General features: G+C 67.2%; 22 protein-coding genes and 1 tRNA gene. 14 read left to right on the top strand and 9 right to left on the bottom strand.

The genetic code is table 11. From position 1 onward, the window contains the following. The first annotated feature begins 63 nt into the window (after positions 1–63). The 3 genes from rph to hemW all read left to right on the top strand — a co-directional run bounded on the left by rph (position 64) and on the right by hemW (position 2,695). Positions 64–795 (top strand): ribonuclease PH, encoded by a 732-nt coding sequence (gene rph / locus KIT53_RS06330; RefSeq protein ID WP_297749370.1) that lies wholly within the window; start codon positions 64–66, stop codon positions 793–795. Further along, a complete protein-coding gene (gene rdgB, locus KIT53_RS06325) occupies positions 792–1,418 on the top strand; it encodes an RdgB/HAM1 family non-canonical purine NTP pyrophosphatase (protein WP_297749367.1) in 627 nt (208 codons plus the stop codon). Before rph ends, rdgB begins: the two co-directional genes overlap by 4 nt. 92 nt (positions 1,419–1,510) lie before the next feature. Then, positions 1,511–2,695: a radical SAM family heme chaperone HemW gene (hemW, locus tag KIT53_RS06320; RefSeq protein ID WP_297749647.1), complete on the top strand. Its 1,185-nt coding sequence runs from the start codon at positions 1,511–1,513 to the stop codon at positions 2,693–2,695. A gap of 18 nt (positions 2,696–2,713) precedes the next feature. Here the strand turns inward: hemW and KIT53_RS06315 are convergent, their stop codons facing one another. Continuing rightward, a complete protein-coding gene (locus tag KIT53_RS06315) occupies positions 2,714–4,096 on the bottom strand; it encodes a heavy metal sensor histidine kinase (protein ID WP_297749365.1) in 1,383 nt (460 codons plus the stop codon). Continuing rightward, positions 4,093–4,782 carry a heavy metal response regulator transcription factor gene (locus KIT53_RS06310; protein ID WP_297749362.1) on the bottom strand — a complete coding sequence of 230 codons (690 nt, stop codon included), beginning with the start codon at positions 4,780–4,782 and terminating at the stop codon, positions 4,093–4,095. Before KIT53_RS06310 ends, KIT53_RS06315 begins: the two co-directional genes overlap by 4 nt. Before the next feature lie 216 nt (positions 4,783–4,998). Here KIT53_RS06310 and KIT53_RS06305 point away from each other — a divergent pair, with 216 nt between their 5' ends. After that, on the top strand, positions 4,999–5,364 hold the full coding sequence (locus KIT53_RS06305; protein ID WP_297749359.1) for a DUF4148 domain-containing protein: 366 nt from the start codon (positions 4,999–5,001) through the stop codon (positions 5,362–5,364). Positions 5,365–5,443: 79 nt separating this feature from the next. Here the strand turns inward: KIT53_RS06305 and KIT53_RS06300 are convergent, their stop codons facing one another. Further along, positions 5,444–6,181: a TetR/AcrR family transcriptional regulator gene (locus tag KIT53_RS06300; protein ID WP_297749356.1), complete on the bottom strand. Its 738-nt coding sequence runs from the start codon at positions 6,179–6,181 to the stop codon at positions 5,444–5,446. 297 nt (positions 6,182–6,478) lie between these two features. Here KIT53_RS06300 and KIT53_RS06295 point away from each other — a divergent pair, with 297 nt between their 5' ends. The 10 genes from KIT53_RS06295 (at position 6,479) to KIT53_RS06250 (ending at position 17,110) form a co-directional block, all read left to right on the top strand. Beyond that, complete coding sequence (locus tag KIT53_RS06295) at positions 6,479–7,453, top strand: tripartite tricarboxylate transporter substrate binding protein (RefSeq protein WP_297749353.1); 975 nt, start codon at positions 6,479–6,481, stop codon at positions 7,451–7,453. 70 nt (positions 7,454–7,523) lie between these two features. Then, positions 7,524–9,149, top strand: coding sequence for a class I adenylate-forming enzyme family protein (locus KIT53_RS06290; protein WP_297749350.1), 1,626 nt, complete (start codon positions 7,524–7,526; stop codon positions 9,147–9,149). Between the two features lie 13 nt (positions 9,150–9,162). Then, entirely contained in the window at positions 9,163–10,290 is a 1,128-nt protein-coding gene (locus KIT53_RS06285) for an alkene reductase (RefSeq protein ID WP_297749347.1), read from the top strand. Between the two features lie 7 nt (positions 10,291–10,297). Continuing rightward, on the top strand, positions 10,298–11,059 hold the full coding sequence (locus KIT53_RS06280; RefSeq protein WP_297749344.1) for a glucose 1-dehydrogenase: 762 nt from the start codon (positions 10,298–10,300) through the stop codon (positions 11,057–11,059). Positions 11,060–11,061: 2 nt separating this feature from the next. Then, entirely contained in the window at positions 11,062–12,876 is a 1,815-nt protein-coding gene (locus tag KIT53_RS06275) for an acyl-CoA dehydrogenase (protein ID WP_297749343.1), read from the top strand. 2 nt (positions 12,877–12,878) lie between these two features. After that, positions 12,879–13,736, top strand: coding sequence for a MaoC family dehydratase (locus KIT53_RS06270; protein WP_297749339.1), 858 nt, complete (start codon positions 12,879–12,881; stop codon positions 13,734–13,736). A gap of 24 nt (positions 13,737–13,760) precedes the next feature. Continuing rightward, positions 13,761–14,924 carry a thiolase domain-containing protein gene (locus KIT53_RS06265; RefSeq protein ID WP_297749335.1) on the top strand — a complete coding sequence of 388 codons (1,164 nt, stop codon included), beginning with the start codon at positions 13,761–13,763 and terminating at the stop codon, positions 14,922–14,924. Between the two features lies 1 nt (position 14,925). Next, the gene (locus KIT53_RS06260; RefSeq protein WP_297749332.1) at positions 14,926–15,327 is read left to right on the top strand and encodes a Zn-ribbon domain-containing OB-fold protein; all 402 of its coding nucleotides are present in this window, start codon (positions 14,926–14,928) and stop codon (positions 15,325–15,327) included. A gap of 35 nt (positions 15,328–15,362) precedes the next feature. Continuing rightward, positions 15,363–16,280: an SDR family oxidoreductase gene (locus KIT53_RS06255; protein ID WP_297749329.1), complete on the top strand. Its 918-nt coding sequence runs from the start codon at positions 15,363–15,365 to the stop codon at positions 16,278–16,280. After that, positions 16,277–17,110 carry an SDR family NAD(P)-dependent oxidoreductase gene (locus KIT53_RS06250; protein WP_297749325.1) on the top strand — a complete coding sequence of 278 codons (834 nt, stop codon included), beginning with the start codon at positions 16,277–16,279 and terminating at the stop codon, positions 17,108–17,110. The genes KIT53_RS06255 and KIT53_RS06250 overlap by 4 nt, the downstream gene beginning before the upstream one ends. 1,034 nt (positions 17,111–18,144) lie before the next feature. Here KIT53_RS06250 and KIT53_RS06245 read toward each other — a convergent pair. The 6 genes from KIT53_RS06245 to KIT53_RS06220 form a co-directional block, all read right to left on the bottom strand. Continuing rightward, a tRNA-Ser gene (locus KIT53_RS06245) sits at positions 18,145–18,232 on the bottom strand. Positions 18,233–18,269: 37 nt separating this feature from the next. Continuing rightward, positions 18,270–18,944 carry an urease accessory protein UreG gene (gene ureG, locus KIT53_RS06240; RefSeq protein ID WP_297749322.1) on the bottom strand — a complete coding sequence of 225 codons (675 nt, stop codon included), beginning with the start codon at positions 18,942–18,944 and terminating at the stop codon, positions 18,270–18,272. 20 nt (positions 18,945–18,964) lie between these two features. Then, positions 18,965–19,657, bottom strand: a complete 693-nt coding sequence (locus KIT53_RS06235) for an urease accessory protein UreF (protein ID WP_297749319.1) — start codon at positions 19,655–19,657, stop codon at positions 18,965–18,967. Beyond that, positions 19,650–20,222 carry an urease accessory protein UreE gene (ureE, locus tag KIT53_RS06230; RefSeq protein WP_297749316.1) on the bottom strand — a complete coding sequence of 191 codons (573 nt, stop codon included), beginning with the start codon at positions 20,220–20,222 and terminating at the stop codon, positions 19,650–19,652. Before ureE ends, KIT53_RS06235 begins: the two co-directional genes overlap by 8 nt. Before the next feature lie 4 nt (positions 20,223–20,226). Next, the gene (gene ureC / locus KIT53_RS06225; RefSeq protein WP_297749313.1) at positions 20,227–21,945 is read right to left on the bottom strand and encodes an urease subunit alpha; all 1,719 of its coding nucleotides are present in this window, start codon (positions 21,943–21,945) and stop codon (positions 20,227–20,229) included. Between the two features lie 13 nt (positions 21,946–21,958). Then, a complete protein-coding gene (locus KIT53_RS06220; RefSeq protein ID WP_297749311.1) occupies positions 21,959–22,264 on the bottom strand; it encodes an urease subunit beta in 306 nt (101 codons plus the stop codon). Positions 22,265–22,272: the final 8 nt, after the last annotated feature.

The following is a 22,272-nucleotide window of genomic DNA, read 5'->3' as shown; positions in this document are numbered from 1 at the left end:
CGTGCGTCGAGCCTGGTGTCTCCAGTGCGCGTCGCGGTGCGTATCCATCAAGCAGGTTCCAACATGAGTGATTTCTCCCGACCAGGCCAACGGGCTGCCGATGCCTTGCGCCCCGTGCGCATCACGCGCCACTACACCATCCACGCCGAGGGATCGGTGCTGATCGAGTTCGGGCACACGCGCGTGCTGTGCACCGCTTCCGTGGAAGAGAAAGTGCCGCCGCACAAGCGGGGCAGCGGCGAAGGCTGGGTGACGGCCGAATACGGCATGCTGCCGCGCGCCACGCACACCCGCAGTGACCGCGAAGCCGCGAAGGGCAAACAGAGCGGCCGCACGCAGGAAATCCAGCGTCTCATTGGCCGCTCGATGCGGGCGGTGTTCGATCTCAAGGCGCTGGGGGAGCGCACCATTTCGCTTGACTGCGACGTGATTCAGGCCGATGGGGGCACCCGCACGGCCGCCATCACGGGGGCGTTTGTCGCCGCGCACGACGCGGTATCCCGTTTGCTGGCCAGTGGCAAGCTGGCGGCCTCGCCGATACGCGATCACGTGGCTGCGATCTCGGTGGGCATTCTGCAAGGCGCGCCGCTGCTGGACCTGGAGTATGTGGAGGATTCGGCCTGCGACACCGACATGAACGTGGTGATGACCGGCGCCGGCCATTTCGTGGAGGTCCAGGGCACGGCCGAGGGGGCTGCCTTTACGCGCCGCGAAATGGATACGCTGCTGTCCCTGGCGGAGAAGGGCATTGGCGAACTGATCGCGCTGCAACGCCAGGCGCTGGCCCAGGGATGAAACTGGTTCTCGCCTCCAACAACCCGGGCAAGCTGGCCGAGCTGCAGGCCTTGTTCGCTCCGCTGGGTGTTGAACTGGTCCGTCAGGCCGAGCTCGGCATTCCTGAAGCGCCGGAGCCGCACCGCACCTTCGTGGAGAACGCCCTGGCCAAGGCACGCCATGCCGCGCGCGAGAGCGGGCTGCCCGCGCTCGCGGACGACGCGGGGCTTTGTGTGGACGCCTTCGGCGGGCTGCCCGGTGTGGACACAGCCTTCTATGCCACGCGCTTCGGTTACCCCAAGGGCGATGCCCACAATGTGCGCGCCTTGCTGGAACAGATGGCCGATGTTGATGACCGCCGGGCTGCCCTGGTGAGCACGCTGGTGGCGTTGCGCAGCGCCGACGATCCGGAGCCCCTGGTGGCGACCGGCCGTGCGCCCGGGCTGATCACGCGCGAACCGGTCGGTGACAACGGCTTTGGCTTTGACCCCGTGATGTTTCTGCCCGCATTCGGCAAGACCTTTGCACAGTTGCCCACCGACGTGAAGAACGCCAACAGCCACCGTGGCCGTGCGGCGCAACGCATGCTGGAGCTGATGCGCGAGCAATGGTTCGCGCCCGCTGCCGGTGGCCGCGGTCCATGAGTGCGGACCGGCCAGTGCCACTGCCCTGGCCTGGTGGCGAACGGCCAGGCGCCGAGGCACCTTCGCCGGCCTGGAACGATCCGCGCCACTGGATGCGCCCAGGCACCCTGCAGTTGCAAAGCCTGCCGCCGCTGTCGCTCTACATCCACCTGCCCTGGTGCCTGAAGAAGTGTCCGTACTGCGACTTCAATTCGCACGAATGGAATGCCACCGCAGCGCCGGGCGAGCCTTTGCCCGAAGCGGCCTACCTGGACGCGCTGCGTGCCGACCTGGAGGCCTCTCTGCCACTGATCTGGGGCCGCACGGTGCACAGCGTCTTCATCGGTGGCGGCACGCCCAGCCTGTTTTCACCTGAGGCCATCGACCGCCTCCTGGGTGACGTGCGGGCCCGCGTGCGCCTGGAGGCGGATGCGGAGATCACGCTCGAGGCCAACCCGGGGACGTTCGAGAAAGCGCGCTTCAAGGCGTTTCGCCAGGCCGGTGTGACGCGCCTGTCCATCGGCGTGCAGAGCTTCAACGATGCCCACCTCAAGGCTCTGGGCCGTGTGCACGACCGCGCGCAGGCGCTGGCGGCGGTGGAAGAGGCCGCCGGAGCCTTTGACACGTTCAATTTGGATCTCATGTACGCCTTGCCGGGACAGACGCTCGCCGACAACGAGGAAGACGTGCGCACGGCGCTCGCCTTCGCGCCGCCGCACCTCTCCGTTTACCACCTCACGCTGGAGGCGAACACGCTGTTTGCCAAGTACCCGCCCGAGCTGCCGCCAGAAGACGATGCCTGGGCCATGCTGGACCGCATCACGGAGCTCACCGGCCAGGCGGGCCTTCAACGCTACGAGGTCTCGGCCTATGCGCGCGATGGCCACCGTTGCGTGCACAACCTGAACTATTGGCAGTTCGGCGACTACCTGGGCATCGGCGCGGGCGCGCACGGCAAACTCAGCTTCGCGCACCGCGTGGCGCGGCTGGTGCGCGCGCGCGAGCCTCGGCTGTACATGGAACGCGCATTGGCGGGGGATGCGGTGGTCAGTGCGCAGGACGTGCGCCGTGCCGACCTGCCGTTTGAATTCATGCTCAATGCCTTGCGCCTGCGCGAAGGCTTTGCGCTGCAGGATTTCGTGGAGCGCACCGGTCTGCCGCTGTCCAGCATCGAACCGGCGCTGAAGGAGGCTGCGGCCCAGGGTCTGATCGAGCGCGAGGCGGGCCGTGTGTGCCCGAGCGAGCGCGGTTTCGATTTCCTGAGCGACCTTCAGGCGCTGTTCCTGCCGGAAAACTGAGGCGGCGGCGCCGCGCCCTCAGGCTTGCAGGCTGAAGCCGACGCGGGTGGTGCCCTCGCTGGACTCCGCTGCCGGGAAGCCGTCGTGCATGCGCGCGATGGCGGCCACGATGGACAGGCCCAGGCCGTGGTGCGGCTTCTCCAGTTCGCAGCGGGCGGCGTCGGCGCGGAAGAAGCGGTCGAACAGCCTGGGCAGATGCTCCGGGGCGATCGCGGGGCCGACGTTTTCCACCCACAGCCGCACGCTGTCACCCGACTCGCGCACGATACGGACCCCCAGGCGGGAGCCCTTTTCGGCATAGCGGATGGCGTTACCCAGCAGGTTGGAGAGGGCGCGCTTGACCAGGGGTTCGTCCATCGCGATGCGGGCATCGCCTTCCACTTCCACGCTGAGCTGCTGCTCTTCGATCGGTGCCTCATGGAACTCCACCACCTGGCTGACCACCTGTGCCAGGCTCACCGGCGCGCCACGGCGTGCCTTCACGCCGCGGTCGGCCTGGGCAAGGAACAGCATGTCATTGACGATACCCGCCATGCGCTGCAGTTCCTCCAGGTTGGAGACCAGCACATCTTCCAGCTCGGCTGCGCTGCGCTCGCGGCTCAACGCCACTTCGGTCTGGCCGATAAGGTTGGCCAGCGGCGTGCGCAGTTCGTGTGCCACGTCGGCGTTGAAGCCTTCCAGTTGTGCGTAGGTGCGTTCCACGCGCTGCATGAGGCCGTTGAACTGCTCGATCAGCGGCTGCAGTTCCTCCACCGGCTCGGGCAAGGTCAGGCGCTGGTCGAGGCGGCCCACGTCGATGGCACGGGTTTGCGCCGCCAGGTCCAGCAGGGGCCGTAGACTGCAGCGCACGCGCCAGTACGTCGCCCAGGCGACGAAGCCACCACCGGCCAGTGTGGCCAGCACCAGCAGCAACGCGATGCGCTGACCATGTTGCGCGTCGCGCGTGCAATCGATCACCAGACGTCCGGTGAGCGGGGCGGTCCCGTCCGCGCGAGGCACCTCGAATCGCTGCTCGCGGGAAGGCGCGCGCTCGACATTGAAGGTCGGGGCGGCGTCGCGGTACAACTCGGTGCCATCCGCGCGCAGCATCTGCACGAAAGTGCCTGGGCGACGCTCGGCCAGCCATTCGAGCTTGTGCAGCATCTCGGCCTCGCCACCCTTGGCGTCGGCATCGCGCAGAACTTCGACCAGCACGGTCGAGTAGGCGCGAAGCTCCTCTTCCTGTTTGGTCTTGAAGAGCATGTAGGTCCCGCCATAGATGACCGCCAGCAACACGCCCAGCCCGACGATGGTCTGCAGCGCCAGCAGCAGCGACAGGCGCTTGCCGATCGAGTAATGGCAGGGGGGGGATGCGGGACGTGCCTCTCCCTTCAAGGGCGAGTCAAGGGCGTGCGTGTTCATGCGGTGCGGTCCTCCAGCACATAACCCATGCCACGCACGTTGTGCAGCAGTTTGGGTTTGAAGGGGTCGTCCATCTTCGAGCGCAGGCGGCGCACCGCGACTTCGACCACGTTGGTGTCGGAGTCGAAGTTCATGTCCCACACCTGTTCGGCGATGGTGGTGCGCGAAAGAATCTGCCCCTTGCGCCGCGCCAGCAGTGCCAGCAGCGCAAACTCCTTGGCGGTCAGGTCCAGGCGCTGGCCCGCTCGCCAGGCCTTGCGGCTGATGAGGTCCATTTCCAGGTCGCTCACGGTCATTCGGGCATGGGCCGCCGTTGCCTCCGTGGCCGCGGGACCTCGGCGCAGCAACGCAGCGACACGGGCCAGCAGTTCGGAGAAGGCAAAGGGTTTGACCAGGTAGTCGTCGGCACCGGCCTGCAAGCCTTGCACCCGGTCCTCCACCCGGTCGCGGGCGGTGAGCATCAGCACCGGTGTGTTGCGCTTCTCTCGCAGCGCCGAGAGCACGCCAAAGCCGTCGATGCCCGGCAGCATGATGTCCAGCACCAGGAGCTGGTAGTCGCCTTCCAGCGCCAGATAGCGGCCTTCGATGCCATCGCGCGCCACGTCCACGGTATAGCCAGCCTCGGACAGGCCGCGCCGGACATAGTCCGCCAGCTTGGATTCGTCTTCGATGACCAGCACGCGCATGGAAGTAGGGGCGTATCGGAGGAAGGGGGAGGATGGATGGCGTGCAAGGAGCAGCCCATGGAACTGGATTGTCGAGGAAATGCCGCTTTCGCTGGATTACGAATTCGTCATTCTGGCGTTCGGGAAACGACAGACTGGGTTTCTACAGTTTGATCCGTGCCGAACACAAGGCGGTACGCCAAAGAACCCGTCCAACCTCTCTCACAAGGAACCATCATGAAACTCTCCAGCCGCATCCTCCTGCCCGTTGCCCTCACCATCGCCGCCGGCGCCGCCTTTGCCGAAGGCCCCATCCAGGGCAATGAAGTCTTCGCTTTCCAGTCCACCCAGAGCCGTGCCGCGGTGCTGGAACAAGCCAAAGCTGCGAGCGCCGCGCAGCAGATCGCCCGGGGCGAGATCGCGCCGGTGGTCAAGTCGGACGTCAGCGTGGGCAAGTCGCGGGCTCAGGTGGCCGCGGAGACCGCCGAGGCCCGTCGCCTGGGCCTGTTGTCCTACGGCGAGGACATGACCTTCCCCACCCCGGCCCAGGCCGAACAGATCCGTCTGGCGGGCGTGCAGGCCACCCAGGTCGTGCTGAAGTAAGGCCCACCGTGCCGCCGGCCGCGGCCGGTGGTGAGCAGCAGCTCTTCTGCTGCGATGTCCAGAGCCGCGCCGGCCCGCGCTACGCCCGGCGCCTCCCCAGCTTGCGAGGCGCTTTTGCGCGGGGCGCGGCTTTGTCTCTCTCTTCCTGCACCTCGTCCGCCTGAGCGACCTTGGGGTTGTTCATCGCGGACACACGCTCGCCGATCGCCAGCAGGTCCTGCATGGTCGGTTTGGCGTCGAGCATGCGCAGTGCCAGCTCGATATACAGACGCTGCAAGTCCTGCACCGACAGCCGCCCGTCTTCCCGGTACCAGTTGGCCAGTGTCGTGGTCATGCTCAGGATCGCGAACGTCACCACGCGCCGGTCCGGCACGCGAAACAGCCCTTCGGCCTCGCCCTGGTCGATGAGCGCTTGCAGCAGCATCTCGTGTTCCTCGCGCAGGCGAAGTTGCACCGCGCGGTGCTCGGGCAGCAGGCTGCGCAGTTCCATGGTGCCGATGTAGACCTCCAACTGCCGACGCGCGTGAAATGAAACGTGGTTGGCCACGAACACGCAGACCTTGGCCAGGGTGCCCTCGGTCTGCGCCACTTCTGCCTGCACTTCCTCCACCAAGTCTTCCATGATGGCGCGCAGCAGGTCGAACAGGAACTGCTGCTTGTTCTCGATGTGGTTGTAGAGGGAGGCGGCCTGTATGCCCACCTCCTCGGCAAGCGTGCGCAGGCTCACACCGTGGTAGCCGTCCTGCGCGATCAGGCGGATGGCGGCTTCACGCAGCGCGCGCTGTGTGATTTCGCCGGAGGAGCGGGTCTTGGCCATGTGTCGGGGTCTCCAATGCGAACGCGAGTGTACTGAGGTGACTGCCCATGCCTTGGGAAGCTTGGGTATTCATGACGAAATTTGCTAACAATTGTTAGTTTTAATGATTCCCAGCTTCTAAGAGGGTTTTAAGTGTTCTCTGCCAAGGGTTTTCCCTAGATTCGATGGTGTATTCGTCTGGATTTTCTATTTATACTAACGGTCGTTAGTTTGTTAGATGGAAGATCATCGGCGCAGGCGGGAAGCCCGGTGGTGGTCGTGGTTCAACGGGTTGACAACTTTTGCAGGAGACACGTCATGAGAAATGCATGGATTCGCTGGGGGGCCGCTGTCGCGGCCGCCGCTCTGGTCGCTTTGCCCGCTATGGCGGACAGCTTCCCCACCAAGACAGTGAGGATCGTCGTTCCCTATCCGGCGGGAGGCGCCACCGACAACCTGGCCCGCCAGGTCTCGACGGTGCTGGCCGAGAAGACCGGCCAGTCCTTCATCGTCGACAACAAGCCCGGTGGCGCAACCGTGATCGCGGCCCAGGCGCTGATTCAGGCGCCGCCGGACGGCCACACGGTGGCATTCTTCGATCCGTCGACCGTGGCGATGAACCAGTTCCTGTTCAAGAGGCTGGCCTATGACCCCACCACGTCCATCGTGCCGGTGACGCAGATGGTGCGCATCCATTTCGGCCTCATGGTCCGTGCCGACGCGCCCTACAAGACGCTCAAGGAGTACGTTGACGCGGCCAAGGCCAAGCCCGGCACGATCACCTTCGGTTCGTCGGGCGCGGGCAACGCGGTGCACCTCGCGGGCGAGCGCTTCAAGGGGCTGGCGGGCATCGAGACCGCGCACATCCCCTACCGTGGCGGCGCGCCGGCCATGCAGGATCTGGTGGGCGGGCAGATTCCTTCCGTCTGGATGGATCTCACCAGCGCCATGCCGTTCGTCAAGGCGGGCCAGGTGCGCGTGCTGGCGGTGGCATCGACCAAGCGCTCCGATGCGCTGCCGGATGTGCCCACGTTCGCCGAGTCGGGTTATCCGGGCTTCACCGCCGGCAGCTGGTTTGGCGTCTTCGTGCCCGCAGGCACGCCGGCCCCCGTGATCGCGCAGATCAACGGGCTGTTCCGCGAGGCCATTGCCAATCCCAAGATCACGAGCTGGCTGGCCACTGTGTCGCTGGACCCGGCCACGGGCACCGCGGCCGAGTTCGCCAACCTGATCAAGTCCGATACCGAGGCCTATGGCGCGGTGATCAAGCGCATCGGCTTCTCGCTGGACTGAGTTTTTCACGCGCTTGGACTGGCCGGGGCACGGCGTGCCCCGGCCGCATTCGACTCTGCAGGGTGGATGGATGATCTTTCAACAGGAGGCGCTGCCCAGGCGCCGCGAGAGCCATTTCGGCAACCGGGTGGTCTGGTGTTTCCAGGACAGGCCGCGCAGCGTGCTGCAGGCGCTGCAGGCCATGGCCGAACAGCATGCGCAGCGCGATGCCCTGGTGTTCGAGGCGCAGCGCTGGCGCTTTGCGGAACTGCTCGCGGAGATCCGGCATTGCGCGGCGGGCCTGAAGGCCCATGGGGTGCAACCGGGCGACCGCGTGGTGCTGCTGGTGGGCAACCGGCCAGAGTTCGTGTTCCTGTTCTATGCCGTGCTCTGGCTGGGCGCGGTGGCCGTGCCCGTGGACGTGCGGCTCAAGGCCCCCGAGGTGCTGCATGTTTTGCGCAATGCCGGGGCCAGCTGCTTGCTGCACGACGCGGCGCTGGCCGACCGCGTCCCGCCCACCTCCGGGCGGCCCGGACCTTTGGTGACCATCGCTTTGCCAGCCTCCACCGGTCTGCCCGTTTTCCCGCAAGCGCATGCCGATGCCGCGCCACCGGCGCACGAGCCGGCGTCCGAAGAAGATGTCGCCGTCATCCTCTATACGTCGGGTTCCACCGGCAAGCCCAAGGGCGCGGCCATCACGCACCTGAACATGGTGCATTCGGTGCTGCACCACTGCGGCAACCTGGATCTGCATGAGCAGGACCGTGTGGCGATCGCCGTGCCTCTGAGCCACACCACCGGACTGATGTGCGGCGTGGTGTCTCCACTGGTGGTCGGGGCGGCCCTGCTGCTCGCGCCGCGCTTCAAGGCGGCCGAGTTCCTGCCCATGGCGGCGCGCGAGCGCATGACCTACACCATCATGGTGCCGGCCATGTACAACCTGTGCCTCATGGAGCCAGATTTCGAGCAGCACGACCTGAGCGCCTGGCGCGTCGGCCATTTCGGTGGCGCCCCCATGCCCACCGCGGTGGCCCAGCGGCTCGCCGCTGCCTGTCCCGGCCTGCGTCTGGTCAATGGCTACGGCAGCACCGAGACCTGCGGTGCGGCCGTCATGACGCCGCGCGAAGCGGGCAATGCGCACCTGGACGCGGTTGGCAAACCGCTGTCGTGCATCGAGGTGCTGATCGTCCATCCCGAGACGGGGGTGGAAGTCCCGACCGGGGAATCCGGCGAGATCTGGGTGCGCAGCCCGGGCGTGGTCAGCGGCTACTGGAACGACGCCGCCGCCAGCGCCGATGGCATCGTGGCCGGGTACTGGCGCTCGGGTGACATCGGCCGCCTGGACGAGCAGGGCTACCTCTACGTGCTGGACCGCCTCAAGGACATGATCAACCGCGGCGGCTACAAGATTTATTCGGCGGTCGTGGAGAACGTGCTGCTGCAGATTCCGGGTGTGCAGGAGGCCGCGCTGGTGGGGCGGCCGGACCCGGTGCTGGGCGAGCGGGTACACGCCTTCGTCACCACCACGCGCGACGACCTCGATGCCGACGCCATCCGCGCCTTCTGCAGCGAGCGCCTGGGAGACTATGAAGTCCCCGAGACCGTGACAGTCGGCACGGAGCCTCTGCCCCGCAATTCAGCGGGCAAGCTGGCCAAACTGGAACTGCGCACCCGCGCCGCGGCCCTGCCGCCCTTTGTCAAACCTTCCCGATCCTGAAAGGGCCGCGGCCATGAACAGCACTCCCGATACCCATGCACCGCCGGACGTGTTCTCGTCCGCCAGCGTCGGTGGCATGGCGCTCAAGAACCGTGTGGTGATGGCGCCCATGACGCGCTCACGCGCCAATGCGCAAGGCGAAGCCACGGCGCTCATGGCGACGTACTACGCGCAGCGCGCCGAGGCCGGCCTGATCGTGTCCGAGGCGGTTGACATCTCGCCGCAGGGCAAGGGGTTCAGCGGGACGCCGGGCATCCATACCGATGCGCAGCGCGATGCCTGGCGAGAGGTGAGCGATGCGGTGCACGCCGCCGGCTCGCGCCTGTTCATGCAACTCTGGCACGTGGGCCGCATCGCCCATCCGGCCAACATGGCGCCGGGCCTGCACCCGGTGGCACCCAGCGCGGTGGTCTTCCCGCGCAAGGTGGTCACGCCCGCGGGTGAACAACCCGTGCCGGTGCCACGGGCGCTGAGCACCGAGGAGGTGGCCGCCACCGTGCGCGACTACGCGCAGGCGGCGCGCCGTGCGGTGGACGCCGGCTGCGATGGCATCGAGATCCACGGCGCCAATGGCTACCTGCCCAGCCAATTCCTGCACGAGAGCAGCAACCTGCGCACCGACCGCTACGGCGGCAGCCTGGCCAACCGCGCCCGCTTCATTCTCGAGACCGCCGAGGCTTGCGCGGCCGCGGTCGGACCGCAGCGCGTGGGGATTCGCCTGACCCCCTTCAACAAGTTCAACGGCGCTGAAAGCGCCGACGAAGCCGGTACCTACGACTACCTGCTGCCGCGGCTGCAGGCGCTGGGCCTGGCCTACCTGCATGTGGTGCGTGCCCAGGTGTCCGGCAATCAAAGCGTCAGCGGCCCCGTGGCGGACGTGCTGGGCTTCGTGCGCCCGCGCTGGAGCGGCACGCTGGTGGCCGCAGGAGACTTCACGCTGGACACGGCCCGCGAGGAACTGCGGCAGGGCCGCTGCGACCTGGTGGCCTTCGGGCGCGATTTCATCGGCAACCCCGACCTGGTGACACGCCTGCGCCAGGGCCTGCCTCTGGTGCCCCGGCAGCCTTCGCAGTGGTACGGCAGCGGTGCCGAGGGCTATACCGACTACGCCCGCGCCCAGGCGCCTTCCCTCTCGGTCTGAGCGAACCATGAACACAGCGGACACCTCCCTGAACGGCCGTGTCGCCCTGGTCACCGGTGGCGGCAGCGGCATAGGCGCGGCCATCGCGCGTGGCCTGGCGGCGCACGGCGCCACCGTGGCCGTGACCGGGCGCACCCTCAAGAGCCTGCAGGACACCGTGGCCACCATCGAGGCTGCGGGTGGCCGGGCGCGCGCCTACGCCATGGACGTGGCCGATGCCGCCGCGTGCGCCGATGTGGCGCAGCGCATGCAGGCCGAACTGGGTGACACCAGCCTGGTGGTCAACAACGCCGGCGTGATCCATTACGCCGGCGTCGACAGCCCGCAGGTGATGCAGGCCTGGAAGGAGTCCATGGACATCAACCTGTCGGGCCCGTTCAACGTGATCATGGCCTGGCTGCCGCAGCTCAAGGCCACGCGCGGCGCGGTGGTCAACATGGGCTCCATCGCCAGCTACATCTACACCGCCAACACGCCCGGCTACTCCGCTTCCAAGGGGGGCGTGCGCCTGCTCACCGTGGCCATGGCGCGCGAGCTCGGTCCGCACGGCGTCCGCGTCAATGGCATCGCGCCAGGGGCCATCCGCACGCCGATGTCGCCATCGGCCAGCGATCCCGAGCGCATGGCCGCGCTGTGCCGGCGCGTGCCCCTGCAACGCATCGGCGAGCCCGAGGACCTCATCGGACCGGTGGTGTTCCTGGCTTCCGATATGGCCGCCTACATCACCGGCACCACGCTCGTGGTGGACGGTGGCTACCTGACCGCATGACCATGAGCGCATCCAGCACGCACCCCACGATCAACCGCCGCGACTTGGATTTCCAGCTGTTCGAGGTGCTGGGCGTCGAACGCCTGACGCAGCGCCCCGTGCACGCGGACCACGACCGACAGACCTTCGCGGCCGTGCTCGACACTGCGCAGGCCGTGGCCCGCGACAAGTTCCAGCCCCACTACCGCGAAGCCGACCTGGACGAACCCCGCCTGGAAAACGGCAAGGTGCGCGTGGTGCCGCAAGTGAAGGAAGCGCTCAAAGCCTTTGCCGATGCGGGCTTCATGAACGCCGACCGGCCCTACGAGGAAGACGGACAGCAGTTGCCGTTCACCTTGCTGCAGGCCTCGCTGGCGTGTTTCCAGGCGGCCAACATCGGCACCTCCAGCTACAACTTTCTCACCATCTCCGGCGCGGCGGTGATCCGCGCCTTCGGTACCGAACGCCAGCGGCGGCTCTACATGCAACCCATGCTGGCGGCGCGCTTCCTGGGCACCATGTGCCTGAGCGAACCGCACGCCGGCTCCGGCCTGGCCGACATCCGCACCCGAGCCATTCCCCAGCCCGACGGCGGCTACCGCATCAAGGGCTCCAAGATGTGGATATCCGCCGGTGAGCACGAACTCTCCGAGAACATCGTGCACCTGGTGCTGGCCCGCATCGACGGCGCACCGGCGGGCACGCGCGGCATTTCGCTGTTCATCGTGCCCCGCAGGCGCGTGGCGGAGGACGGCAGCGTCGGGGCGGACAACGGTGTCACGCTGGTCGGCCTCAACCACAAGATGGGTTACCGCGGCACCGTCAACACCCTGCTCAGCTTCGGGGACGACGACGATTGCATGGGCGAACTGATCGGCGAACCGCACAACGGCCTGTCGTGCATGTTCCACATGATGAACGAGGCGCGCATCTCCGTGGGCGTGGGCGCGACCATGCTCGGCATCGCCGGCTACCTCTACAGCCTGGACTACGCGAAGAACCGCCCCCAGGGCCGACTGCCCGGCGCCAAGGACCCCGCCACGCCACCGGTGCCCATCGTCGAGCACGCCGACATCCGCCGCATGCTGGTCACGCAGAAGAGCTACGCCGAGGGCGCGCTCGGCCTGTGCCTCTACGCGGCGACCCTGGTGGACGACGTGCGCAGCCACGAGGACACCCAGGCGCGTGAGCGCGCCGCGCTGCTGCTGGAGATCCTCACACCGATCGTGAAAAGCTGGCCCAGCGAGTTCTGCCTGGAGGCCAACAAGCTGGCGATGCAGGTGCTCGGCGGTTACGGCTACACGCGCGACTACCCGGTGGAGCAGTTCTACCGCGACAACCGTTTGAATCTCATCCACGAGGGCACGCACGGCATCCAGGCCATGGACCTGGTGGGCCGCAAGATCCGGATGCAGGACGGCGCCGCCCTGCGCCTGCTGTTCGACACCATCCGCGCCGACATCGCGGCCTGCCCGGCGGGCGACGAGGCCGTGGGTGCCCATGCGCGCCAGTTGGACCAGGCGCTGGACGACGTGGAAGCGGCCACGCGCGCCATGCAGGCGGGCGCTGACAACGAGCGCGTCTACCTGGCCAATGCCACCTGCTACCTGGACATGTTCGGCCATGTGGTGATCGCCTGGATGTGGCTGCGCCAGGCTTCGGTGGCCAGCTTGGCGCTGGCCGCGGGCGCCAGCGGGGACGACCGCCTGTTCTACCAGGGCAAGCTGGCGGCCTGCCGCTACTTCTACGACTTCGAACTCGGCCGCCTGCGGCATTGGCTGCCCTTGCTGGCGTCGGCCCACCCGCTGTTCGCCGAACTGGACACAGAGGTACTCTGAGCATGGCCATCCGCTACGACCACCTGATGGCGCTGGACTTTCCGGCGCGTGAGTTCCGCTACGGCGAACGCGACACACTGCTCTATGCCCTGGGCGTTGGCATGGGGCAGGACATGCCCACCGACTTGCCCTTCGTCTTCGAGCAGGGACTGCAGGTCCTGCCCACGCAGGCGACGGTGATGGCCTGGGAAGACACCTGGCAGGAAGCCACGGGTATGGACCTCACGAAGATCGTGCACGGCGAACAGCGCGTGACGCTGCACCGGCCGCTGACCGTGGCCGGGCATGTGCGCGCCAAGCTGCGCATCGTCGATGCCTTCGACAAGGGGCCAGGGCGCGGCGCGGTGCTGCTGGCGCGCACCGACATCCATGACGCGGTGGACGCCGCGCCGGTGGCCACGCTGCTCTCCACCATCTTCGCGCGCGGCGACGGGGGCTTCGGTGGGCCCACGGGCCGCGGACCGGCGCCACACCATGTGCCCGAGCGGGCACCCGATGGCGAGGTGGCGCTGCGCACGCGGCCTGAACAGGCGCTGATCTACCGCCTCAGCGGCGACCGCAACCCGCTGCATGTGGACCCCGCCTTCGCGCGGCGTGCCGGCTTTGAACGGCCCATCCTGCATGGCCTGTGCAGCTACGGCGTGGCGGCGGTCAGCGTGGTGCGCGGCGCCTGCGGGATGCGCGCGGACCGCATCACCCACTTCGAGGCGCGCTTTACCGCGCCCGTGTTTCCCGGCGAGACCCTGAGCACCGCTTACTGGGTGGATGGCGACACCGTCTCGTTCCGCACCCGCGTGGTCGAGCGCGGCGTGGTCGCCCTTGACCATGGCAAGGCCGTACTCACCGCCAGCACCACATGATTTTCAGGAAAGGTTGAAGAACGCATGAGCACACAGACCCATGCCTGCATCGTGGGGGCGTACGAACACCCCACGCGCAAGGCAGACGACAAATCCCTGGCACAGCTGCACGCTGAAGTGGCCCGCGGCGCCCTGGAGGACGCCGGCCTGAGCAAAGACGACGTGGACGGCTACTTCTGCGATACCGAGGCGCCCGGCCTGGGGCCGCTGTCCATGGTGGACTACCTTGGCCTGAAGGTGCGCTACATGGACAACACCGACACCGGCGGCTCGGCCTACCTGCTGCACGTGGCCCACGCGGCCCAGGCCATCGCCCAGGGCAAGTGCAATGTGGCGCTGATCACGCTGGCGGGCCGGCCCCGGGCCGCCGGCCTCACGGCGGAGCCGGTGGTGGACTACAACATCCCCGACATGCCGTTCGAGCAACCCTACGGCCCGACCGTGGTCAACACCTACGGCATGTGCGCCATGCGCCACATGCACCAGTACGGCACCACCAGCGAGCAACTCGCCTGGATCAAGGTGGCGGCCTCGCACCATGCCCAGCACAACCCCAACGCCATGCTGCGCAAGGTGGTCACGGTGGAGGATGTGGTGAACTCACCCATGATCTCCGACCCGCTGCACCGCCTGGACTGCTGCGTGGTCAGCGACGGCGGCGGCGCTCTGGTGGTGACGCGCCCGGAGATCGCGCGCACGCTCAAGCGCAAGTCGGTGCGCGTGATCGGTACCGGCGAGGCCGCCAAACACCAGAGCGGTGGCCGCATCGACCTCAGCCACTCGGCCGCCGCGTGGGCCGGGCAGCAGGCTTTTGAGCAGGCTGGCGTGAAACCTTCGGACATCCAGTACGCCTCCATCTACGACAGCTTCACCATCACGGTGCTGATGCAGCTCGAAGACCTCGGCTTCTGCGAGAAAGGGCAGGGCGGCCGCTTCGTGGCCGATGGCGGCCTGATCTCCGGCGTGGGCAAGCTGCCCTTCAACACCGATGGGGGCGGCCTGTGCAACAACCACCCGGCCAACCGCGGTGGCATGACCAAGGCGATCGAGGCGGTGCGCCAGCTGCGCGGCGAGGCCCACCCCGCCGTGCAGGTGCCCGACTGCAAGCTGGCTCTGGCCAGCGGCATGGGCGGGTGGATGGGCAGCCGCCACGGCGCAGGTGTCCTCATCCTCGAAAGGAACGACTGAAATGAGCAGCAACAGCAGCGCGACACGTGCCTTCATCTCGCCGGGTACCAACGTCGAGAACCAGCCTTTCTGGGACGGCGCCGCCGCCGGCCGTTTCCTCCTCAAGACCTGCAAGGCCTGTGGCCATGCGCACTTCTACCCGCGCGCCATCTGCCCGCACTGCTTCAGCGACCAGACGGCATGGCAAGAGAGCGCGGGTCTGGGCACCATCTACTCGTACAGCGTGATGCGGCGCGTCGAGGTGCCTTACGCCATTGCCTACGTGACGCTGGACGAAGGCGTCACCGTGATGAGCAACATCGTCGATGCCGACCTGGACAAGCTGGCCATCGGCCAACGTGTCAAGGTCGCTTTCCGGCCATCGGAAGGCGGCGTGACGATTCCGGTGTTCACGCCGGCCTGACCCCAACGACCGATCGCAGAGAGGACAACACCACCATGAGCATTCGATTCGACGGCCGCGTGGCCATCATCACCGGCGCGGGCGCAGGCCTGGGCCGCAGCCACGCACTGCTGCTGGCTGCGCGCGGCGCCAAAGTCGTGGTCAACGACCCCGGGCCATCGCGCCGCGCCGACAACGAAGGTGGCTGGGCCGCCGACGACGTGGTCGCCGAGATCCGTGCCGCGGGCGGAGAGGCCGTGGCCAACCACGACTCCATCGCCGACATGGCGGGTGCGCAGCGCCTGGTCGACCAGGCCGTGCGCGACTTCGGCCGCCTGGATATCGTGGTCAACAACGCGGGCATCCTGCGCGACCGCACCTTCGGCAAGCTGGACATGAACGACTGGGACGCCGTCGTCAAGGTTCACCTCTCGGGCACGGCCTACGTCACGCGCGCCGCCTGGCCGCTGATGCAGGAGCAGCGCTACGGGCGCGTGGTGTTCACCACCTCCAACAGCGGCCTGTACGGCAACTTCGGGCAGTCCAACTACTCGGCCGCCAAGATGGGCATGGTGGGCCTGATGAACACCCTCAAGCAGGAAGGCGGCAAGTACAACATCCGCGTCAACACCATCGCTCCGGTGGCCATGACCGGCATGACCGAAGGCGTGATGCCGGCGGACATTGCGCCGCACTTCAAGCCGGAGCATGTGTCCGCAGCCGTGGCCCTGCTCTGTTCGGAAGCGTTCGAGGAATCCGGCGTGATCTGTTCGGCCGCCGCCGGCCACTACGCCACCGTGCGCGTGGCCTGCACCAGCGGGGTGCAACTGGACCCGGCCGAGATTGCCTCGCCCGAAGACCTGCTGGCGCGCTGGGGCGAGATCAGCGACGAGGGCCGCATGCGCGCCTTCCCCAACGCTGGCGCGGAAACCATCGCCATCCTTGAGGACATCCAGCAGCTCGCTGTGTCATGAGCAGCTCCACCGCGCCGCGCCGCGAGCTCGACGGCCAGGTCTGCATCGTCACCGGGGGCACGGGGGGCATAGGCAGCGCCGTGTGCGAGGCCTTCGCACGCGAAGGCGCCCGCGTGGCGGTGCTCGACCTGGATGCGCCGCGCGCCCAGGCCCTGGCGCAACGCCTGGGTGGGCGCGGATACGCCTGCGACGTGAGCGATTCGGCCCAGGTCAACGCCACCGTGGATGCGGTGGCGGTGGACTTCGGCCGCATCGATGTGCTGGTGAACAACGCCGGCATCGTCGGAGGCGCGGAGTACAGCCGCAACCTCGCGCGGCGCGTGCACCAGCTGGACGAGATACAGGCCACCGGTGCCGTGCAGACCCCGCTGAACGCCACCGCCGACCTGAGCGACGAAGAATGGCGCCGCATGCTGGCCATCGGGCTGGACGGCACCTTCTTCTGCACGCGGGCGGCGTTGCGCCACATGCAGCCTCGGCGCAGCGGAGCCATCGTCAACCTCAGCTCGGTGCTGGGGATCGACGGCGGCAGCGGCGTGCCGCATTACGCCGCCACCAAGGCGGCCATCAACGGCTTCACCCGGGCCGTTGCGCAGGAGGTGGCGCCCCTGGGTATCCGCGTCAACGCCGTCGCGCCCGGCTTCATCGCCACCGCGATGCGCGCCGAGCTGCCCGAGGTGATCGCCCGCGGCCATGTGCGCGCCACGCCCTTGGGCCGCCTCGGTGAAGCCCGTGAAATCGCCGAGACCATCCTGTTCCTCGTCAGCGAGCGCTCGTCGTTCTTCGTGGGGCAGGTGCTCAGCCCGAATGGGGGGTATTTGTCGCGCTGAAGGCGTCTCGCTCTCGAACACGCCGATGCCATCAAGGTCGTTTTGTGCGACCTTCAGTCTGATTTGCGGCACGCGCCCAGCAACCGTTCTCGGAATGATGCAACGTCAGCTTCGGGCCCTGAGCGGACGTTGCTCAGACAAGCGTCGCAGTTCAACTTTGGGGTTGTCCGCCGTCAGATGCGTTCACGCGTGACACTTGGAGAAGTCGCGGCAATAGCCAAGACCAGGCCATTGCTCCGCAGACTGCTGTTGGCAGAACAAAGGTACGGAACACGTATCCAGGCGCGTCCGTTTGAAGCCAATATCCAAAGGTATTGTTGTTCGCTTGCGCTAGTGCTGGATTATCAAGAGCCCACCACAATGCAGGAACGACAAATAGCAGTACTCCGACCCCAAGGCCATGCAGAGCCCCAGCCAGCGCCAGAGGAATTCGACCGCCCCTCGGTATCAGGCGCGGCGAAAAGCGCACCGAAAGCAACGAGACGAGCGCGAATACCACGCCAAGGCCCGCAGCATAAATTCCGCCAAAGAAGTAAGCAAACGGTGAAAGAACCAATGCCCAAGGGCTAAAGCTGCCATGAGCCAGGAGTGGGACCAGCGGTCCAACCGCAAAAAACAAGACTGAACAAAGAAGAACGAAAAAAGCACTTCGCATAGCCCCCCTCCTTCGCATGTCCGCTTCTGGCCGATCTGCGACATCGTAGCCGAGAGGGACAGCTTTCCGAAGGCCGTCCACGTGGGTGTTCAGCCGCAACAACTTTGGCGGTCGTGTAGGCCAGTCGCATCAACCTTGACCGGGACCGTGCCAGCCCTGTGGCACGAGGTTCTGTAAGTCCTTGATTTTTCGACTGCGCCAAAGCAACTACTTCGGCGCCCTACGCCGACCCAAGGCACGATCAAAGCTACATGACTCCGCTAACACATCTCGCAAGAAAAGCAAAATGTGGCGGATCGTGAGAAAAACCAAAAGCTGTCATTTGGGACACCTTATGGCTAACGACACAAGGCTGGAAGCCGGACAAACACTAAGGGCCTGGCGGAGACGGTGAGATTCGAACTCACGGACGGTTGCCCGTCGGCAGTTTTCAAGACTGCTGGTTTAAACCGCTCACCCACGTCTCCGGATGCGGCACAACGGGGGGCATTCTAGCCTGCGCGGTCAGGCCAGTGCGGGCGTGGCGCTGGCCTGGAGCATGCCGCGGGTTTCGATGAACTTCACCACCTCGTCGACGCCAGCCAGGGTCTTGAGGTTGGTCATCACCCAGGGGCGGCGTGTGGGGTCGGGGCGCATGCGCGCGGTGTCTGCCTTCATGACCTCCAGGTCGGCGCCCACGTGTGGGGCCAGGTCGGTCTTGTTGATGACGAAGAGGTCGCTCTTGGTGATGCCGGGGCCGCCCTTGCGTGGGATCTTCTCGCCAGCGGCGACGTCGATGACGTAGATGGTGAGGTCGGAGAGCTCGGGGCTGAAGGTGGCGGCCAGGTTGTCGCCGCCGGACTCGATGAACACCACGTCGGCTTCGGGGAAGTCGCCCAGCATGCGGTCGATGGCTTCCAGGTTGATGGACGCGTCTTCCCGGATGGCGGTGTGCGGGCAGCCGCCGGTTTCCACGCCCATGATGCGTTCGGCCGGCAGTGCGCCGCTGACGGTGAGCAGGCGCTGGTCTTCCTTGGTGTAGATGTCGTTGGTGATGGCGACGAGGTCGTAGCGTTCGCGCATGGCCTTGCAGAGCATCTCCAGCAGCGTGGTCTTGCCGGAGCCGACCGGGCCACCGATGCCCACGCGCAAGGGGGGCAGGGTCTTGGTGCGGCGAGGGATGTGGTGCAGGGCGCTCATGGGGTGTCTCCTTGTCGTGGTCACGATCGGAACAGGCGAGAGTACTGCGTCTCGTGGCGCGCGGAAAGAATGGCGAGCAGTGGGGCGAACGCCTGGCGGTGCGCATCGGGCAGCGCCAGGGCGTGGTCGACGGCGGCGGGGATGTCGGCGGCCAGACGGGCCAGCATGCGCTGGCCGGCGCTCTGGCCCAGAGGCACGGACTTGATGGCGGCCTGCACCATGTTCTCGCTCCAGCCGAAGGCATAGCCGATGAGACAGTCCCGCACGCTGGCGTCGGTGTGGGCGGCGGCGCAGGCGCTGGCCACGGGGTAGGTGGGCGGGTTCAGCTCGGCCGCCAGCAAACGCTCGAACACGCCGCCGCCCAGCTCGCCGAGCTGGCGCGCCCATTCGAGCAAGGAGCGGCCCATCTGCTCGGTCTGCAGGCGGAACTCCTGGGTTTCACGCGTGCACAGCACCCACTGGTTGAGTTCGTTCACGCGCGCGAGGTCGTTGTTGCGCCAGGCGGGGATGGCCTGCGCGACGACGGCGAGGTCGGCGCGCGCCAGGCCCAGGTGCAACTGGTCGCCCAGCCAGGCGGCGGCGCTGGCCTCGTCGTGCACCTGGCCGGCGTCCACTGCCGCTTCCAGGCCTTCGGAGTAGGAAAAGCCGCCCACCGGCAAGGCCGGCGAGGCCAGCCAGAGGATCTGCAGCAGACCCGTGGTGGACTCAGCCATGGCTGTGGCCGTGCGGGTGGTGGGCGTCGTGGTGAGGGTGGTGGTGATCGTGGCTGTGGCTGTTGCTGTGGCTGTGACCGTGCGCGGCCTGTCCGTGGCCATGCCCACCGTAGGCACCGCCTTCGGGTTCGAAGGGCTCGCGTGCTTCTTCTACCGTGAGATGCATGGCGCGCAGCATGTCGGCCAGCACGTGATCGGGCTCGATCTTGAGGTGATCGGGGCGCAACTCGATGGGGACATGGCGGTTGCCCAGGTGGTAGGCGGCGCGCATGAGGTCAAAGGCCTGCTCCTGTGGGGGATGGTCGGGGCAGGCGGTGATGCGCATCACAGGCTGCGGCGCGGCCACCACACGCAACAGCGAGCCGTCTTGCGTGATCAGCACGTCGCCGCCGCGCACCACGGTGCCGCGCGGCAGGAAGACGCCGACGTGGCGTTCGTCCGAGGCGGTGGCGTCGAAGCGGCTTTTCTGGCGGACGTCCCAGTCCAGCACCAGTTGGGCGGCGCGCTGCACCAGCACGGGCGCCAGGCCTTTGCCCTGGGGAACGATGCGGGAGACCTGCAGCATGGGGTCAGAACAGGAAGTAGCGTTGGGCCATGGGCAGCTTGCTGGCGGGTTCGCAGGTGAGCAACTGGCCGTCGGCGCGCACCGAATAGGTCTGCGCGTCGATTTCCATGCGGGGCAGCAGGCTGTTGTGCACCATCTGCGCCTTGGTGACGCCCCGGCAGCCCTGCACCGCCACCAGCGGTTTGTGCAGGCCGAAGCGCTCACCCACACCGGCCGAAAGCGCGGCCTGCGAGACGAAGGTCAGGCTGCCCCGGGCGGTGGCGCCGCCGTAGCTGCCGAACATGGGCCGGTAGTGCACCGGCTGCGGCGTGGGGATGGAGGCGTTCGGGTCGCCCATGGCGGCCAGCGCGATGCTGCCGCCCTTGAGCACCAGCGCGGGCTTGACGCCGAAGAAGGCGGGTTTCCAGATCACCAGGTCGGCCCACTTGCCGACCTCCAGCGAGCCCACCACGTGCGAGACACCGTGCGCGATGGCCGGGTTGATCGTGTACTTGGCGATGTAGCGCTTGACGCGGAAGTTGTCGTTGCGCGCGCTGTCCTCGGGCAGCACGCCGCGCTGGGTCTTCATTTTGTCGGCGGTCTGCCAGGTGCGGATGATGACCTCGCCGACCCGGCCCATGGCCTGGCTGTCGCTGCTCATCATGCTGATGGCGCCCATGTCGTGCAGGATGTCCTCGGCGGCGATCGTCTCGCGGCGGATGCGGCTTTCCGCGAAGGCGAGGTCTTCGGCGATGCCCGCGTCCAGGTGGTGGCACACCATCAGCATGTCCACGTGCTCGTCCAGCGTGTTCACGGTGTAGGGCATGGTGGGGTTGGTGGAGGAGGGCAGGAAGTTGCCTTCGCCCACCACGCGCAGGATGTCTGGCGCATGGCCGCCGCCCGCCCCCTCGGTGTGGAAGGCGCACAGCGTGCGCCCCCGGGTGGCGGCGATGGTGTTTTCCACGAAGCCGGACTCGTTGAGGGTGTCGCTGTGGATGGCCACCTGCACGTCGGCCTGTTCGGCCACGGCCAGGCAGTTGTCGATGGCCGAGGGCGTGGTGCCCCAGTCCTCGTGCAGCTTGAGGCCGATGACGCCGGCGTTGATCTGTTCGTGCAGCGCATTCGGCAGGCTGGCGTTGCCCTTGCCGAGGAAACCCAGGTTCATGGGCAGCCCATCGGCGGCCTGCAGTATGCGTTCGATGTGCCAGGGGCCGGGCGTGCAGGTGGTGGCGAAGGTACCGGTGGCAGGGCCAGTGCCGCCGCCGAGCATGGTGGTGACGCCCGAGGCCAGGGCCTCGTCCACCTGCTGCGGGCAGATGAAATGGATGTGGCTGTCGATGCCGCCCGCGGTGACGATGCTGCCTTCGCAGCTGATGACTTCGGTGCCCGGGCCGATGACGATGTCCACCCCCGGCATGGTGTCCGGATTGCCGGCCTTGCCGATGGCCACGATGCGCCCGCCCTTGAGGCCGATGTCGGCCTTGACGATGCCCCAGTGGTCGATGACGACGGCGTTGGTCAGCACGGTGTCCACTGCGCCTTCGGCGCGCGTGCGCTGGCTCTGTGCCATGCCGTCGCGGATGGTCTTGCCGCCGCCGAACTTGACTTCCTCGCCGTAGCCGCCGGCAGAGAGGGTGAAATCCTTCTCGATCTCGATCACCAGGCCGGTGTCGGCCAGGCGCAGGCGGTCGCCCACGGTGGGGCCGAACATGTCGGCGTAGGCGCTTCGGGCAATGTGGGCCATGGGCGGTTCGTCCTCAGAGTTTGTTTTGCGTCAATCCGCGGAACCCATAGACGATGCGTTCGCCCGCGTAGTCCACCAGTTCCACGGTGCGCTGCTGGCCGGGTTCGAAGCGCACCGCCGTGCCGGAGGCGATGTTCAGGCGCATGCCGCGCGCGGCATCGCGGTCAAAGTCCAGCGCCGCGTTGGTCTCGGCGAAGTGGTAGTGCGAGCCCACCTGGATGGGGCGGTCGGCGCCGTTCTTTACCACCAGGGTGAGCGTGCGGCGGCCCGGGTTGAGTTCGTGCTCGCCTGTGTCGATGATCAGTTCGCCGGGGATCATGGGGTGTT

The sequence above is a fragment of the Hydrogenophaga sp. genome, assembly GCF_026125785.1.
In the GTDB taxonomy this organism is placed as follows: domain Bacteria; phylum Pseudomonadota; class Gammaproteobacteria; order Burkholderiales; family Burkholderiaceae_C; genus Hydrogenophaga.
This window is presented reverse-complemented; position numbering and strand designations above follow the sequence as displayed.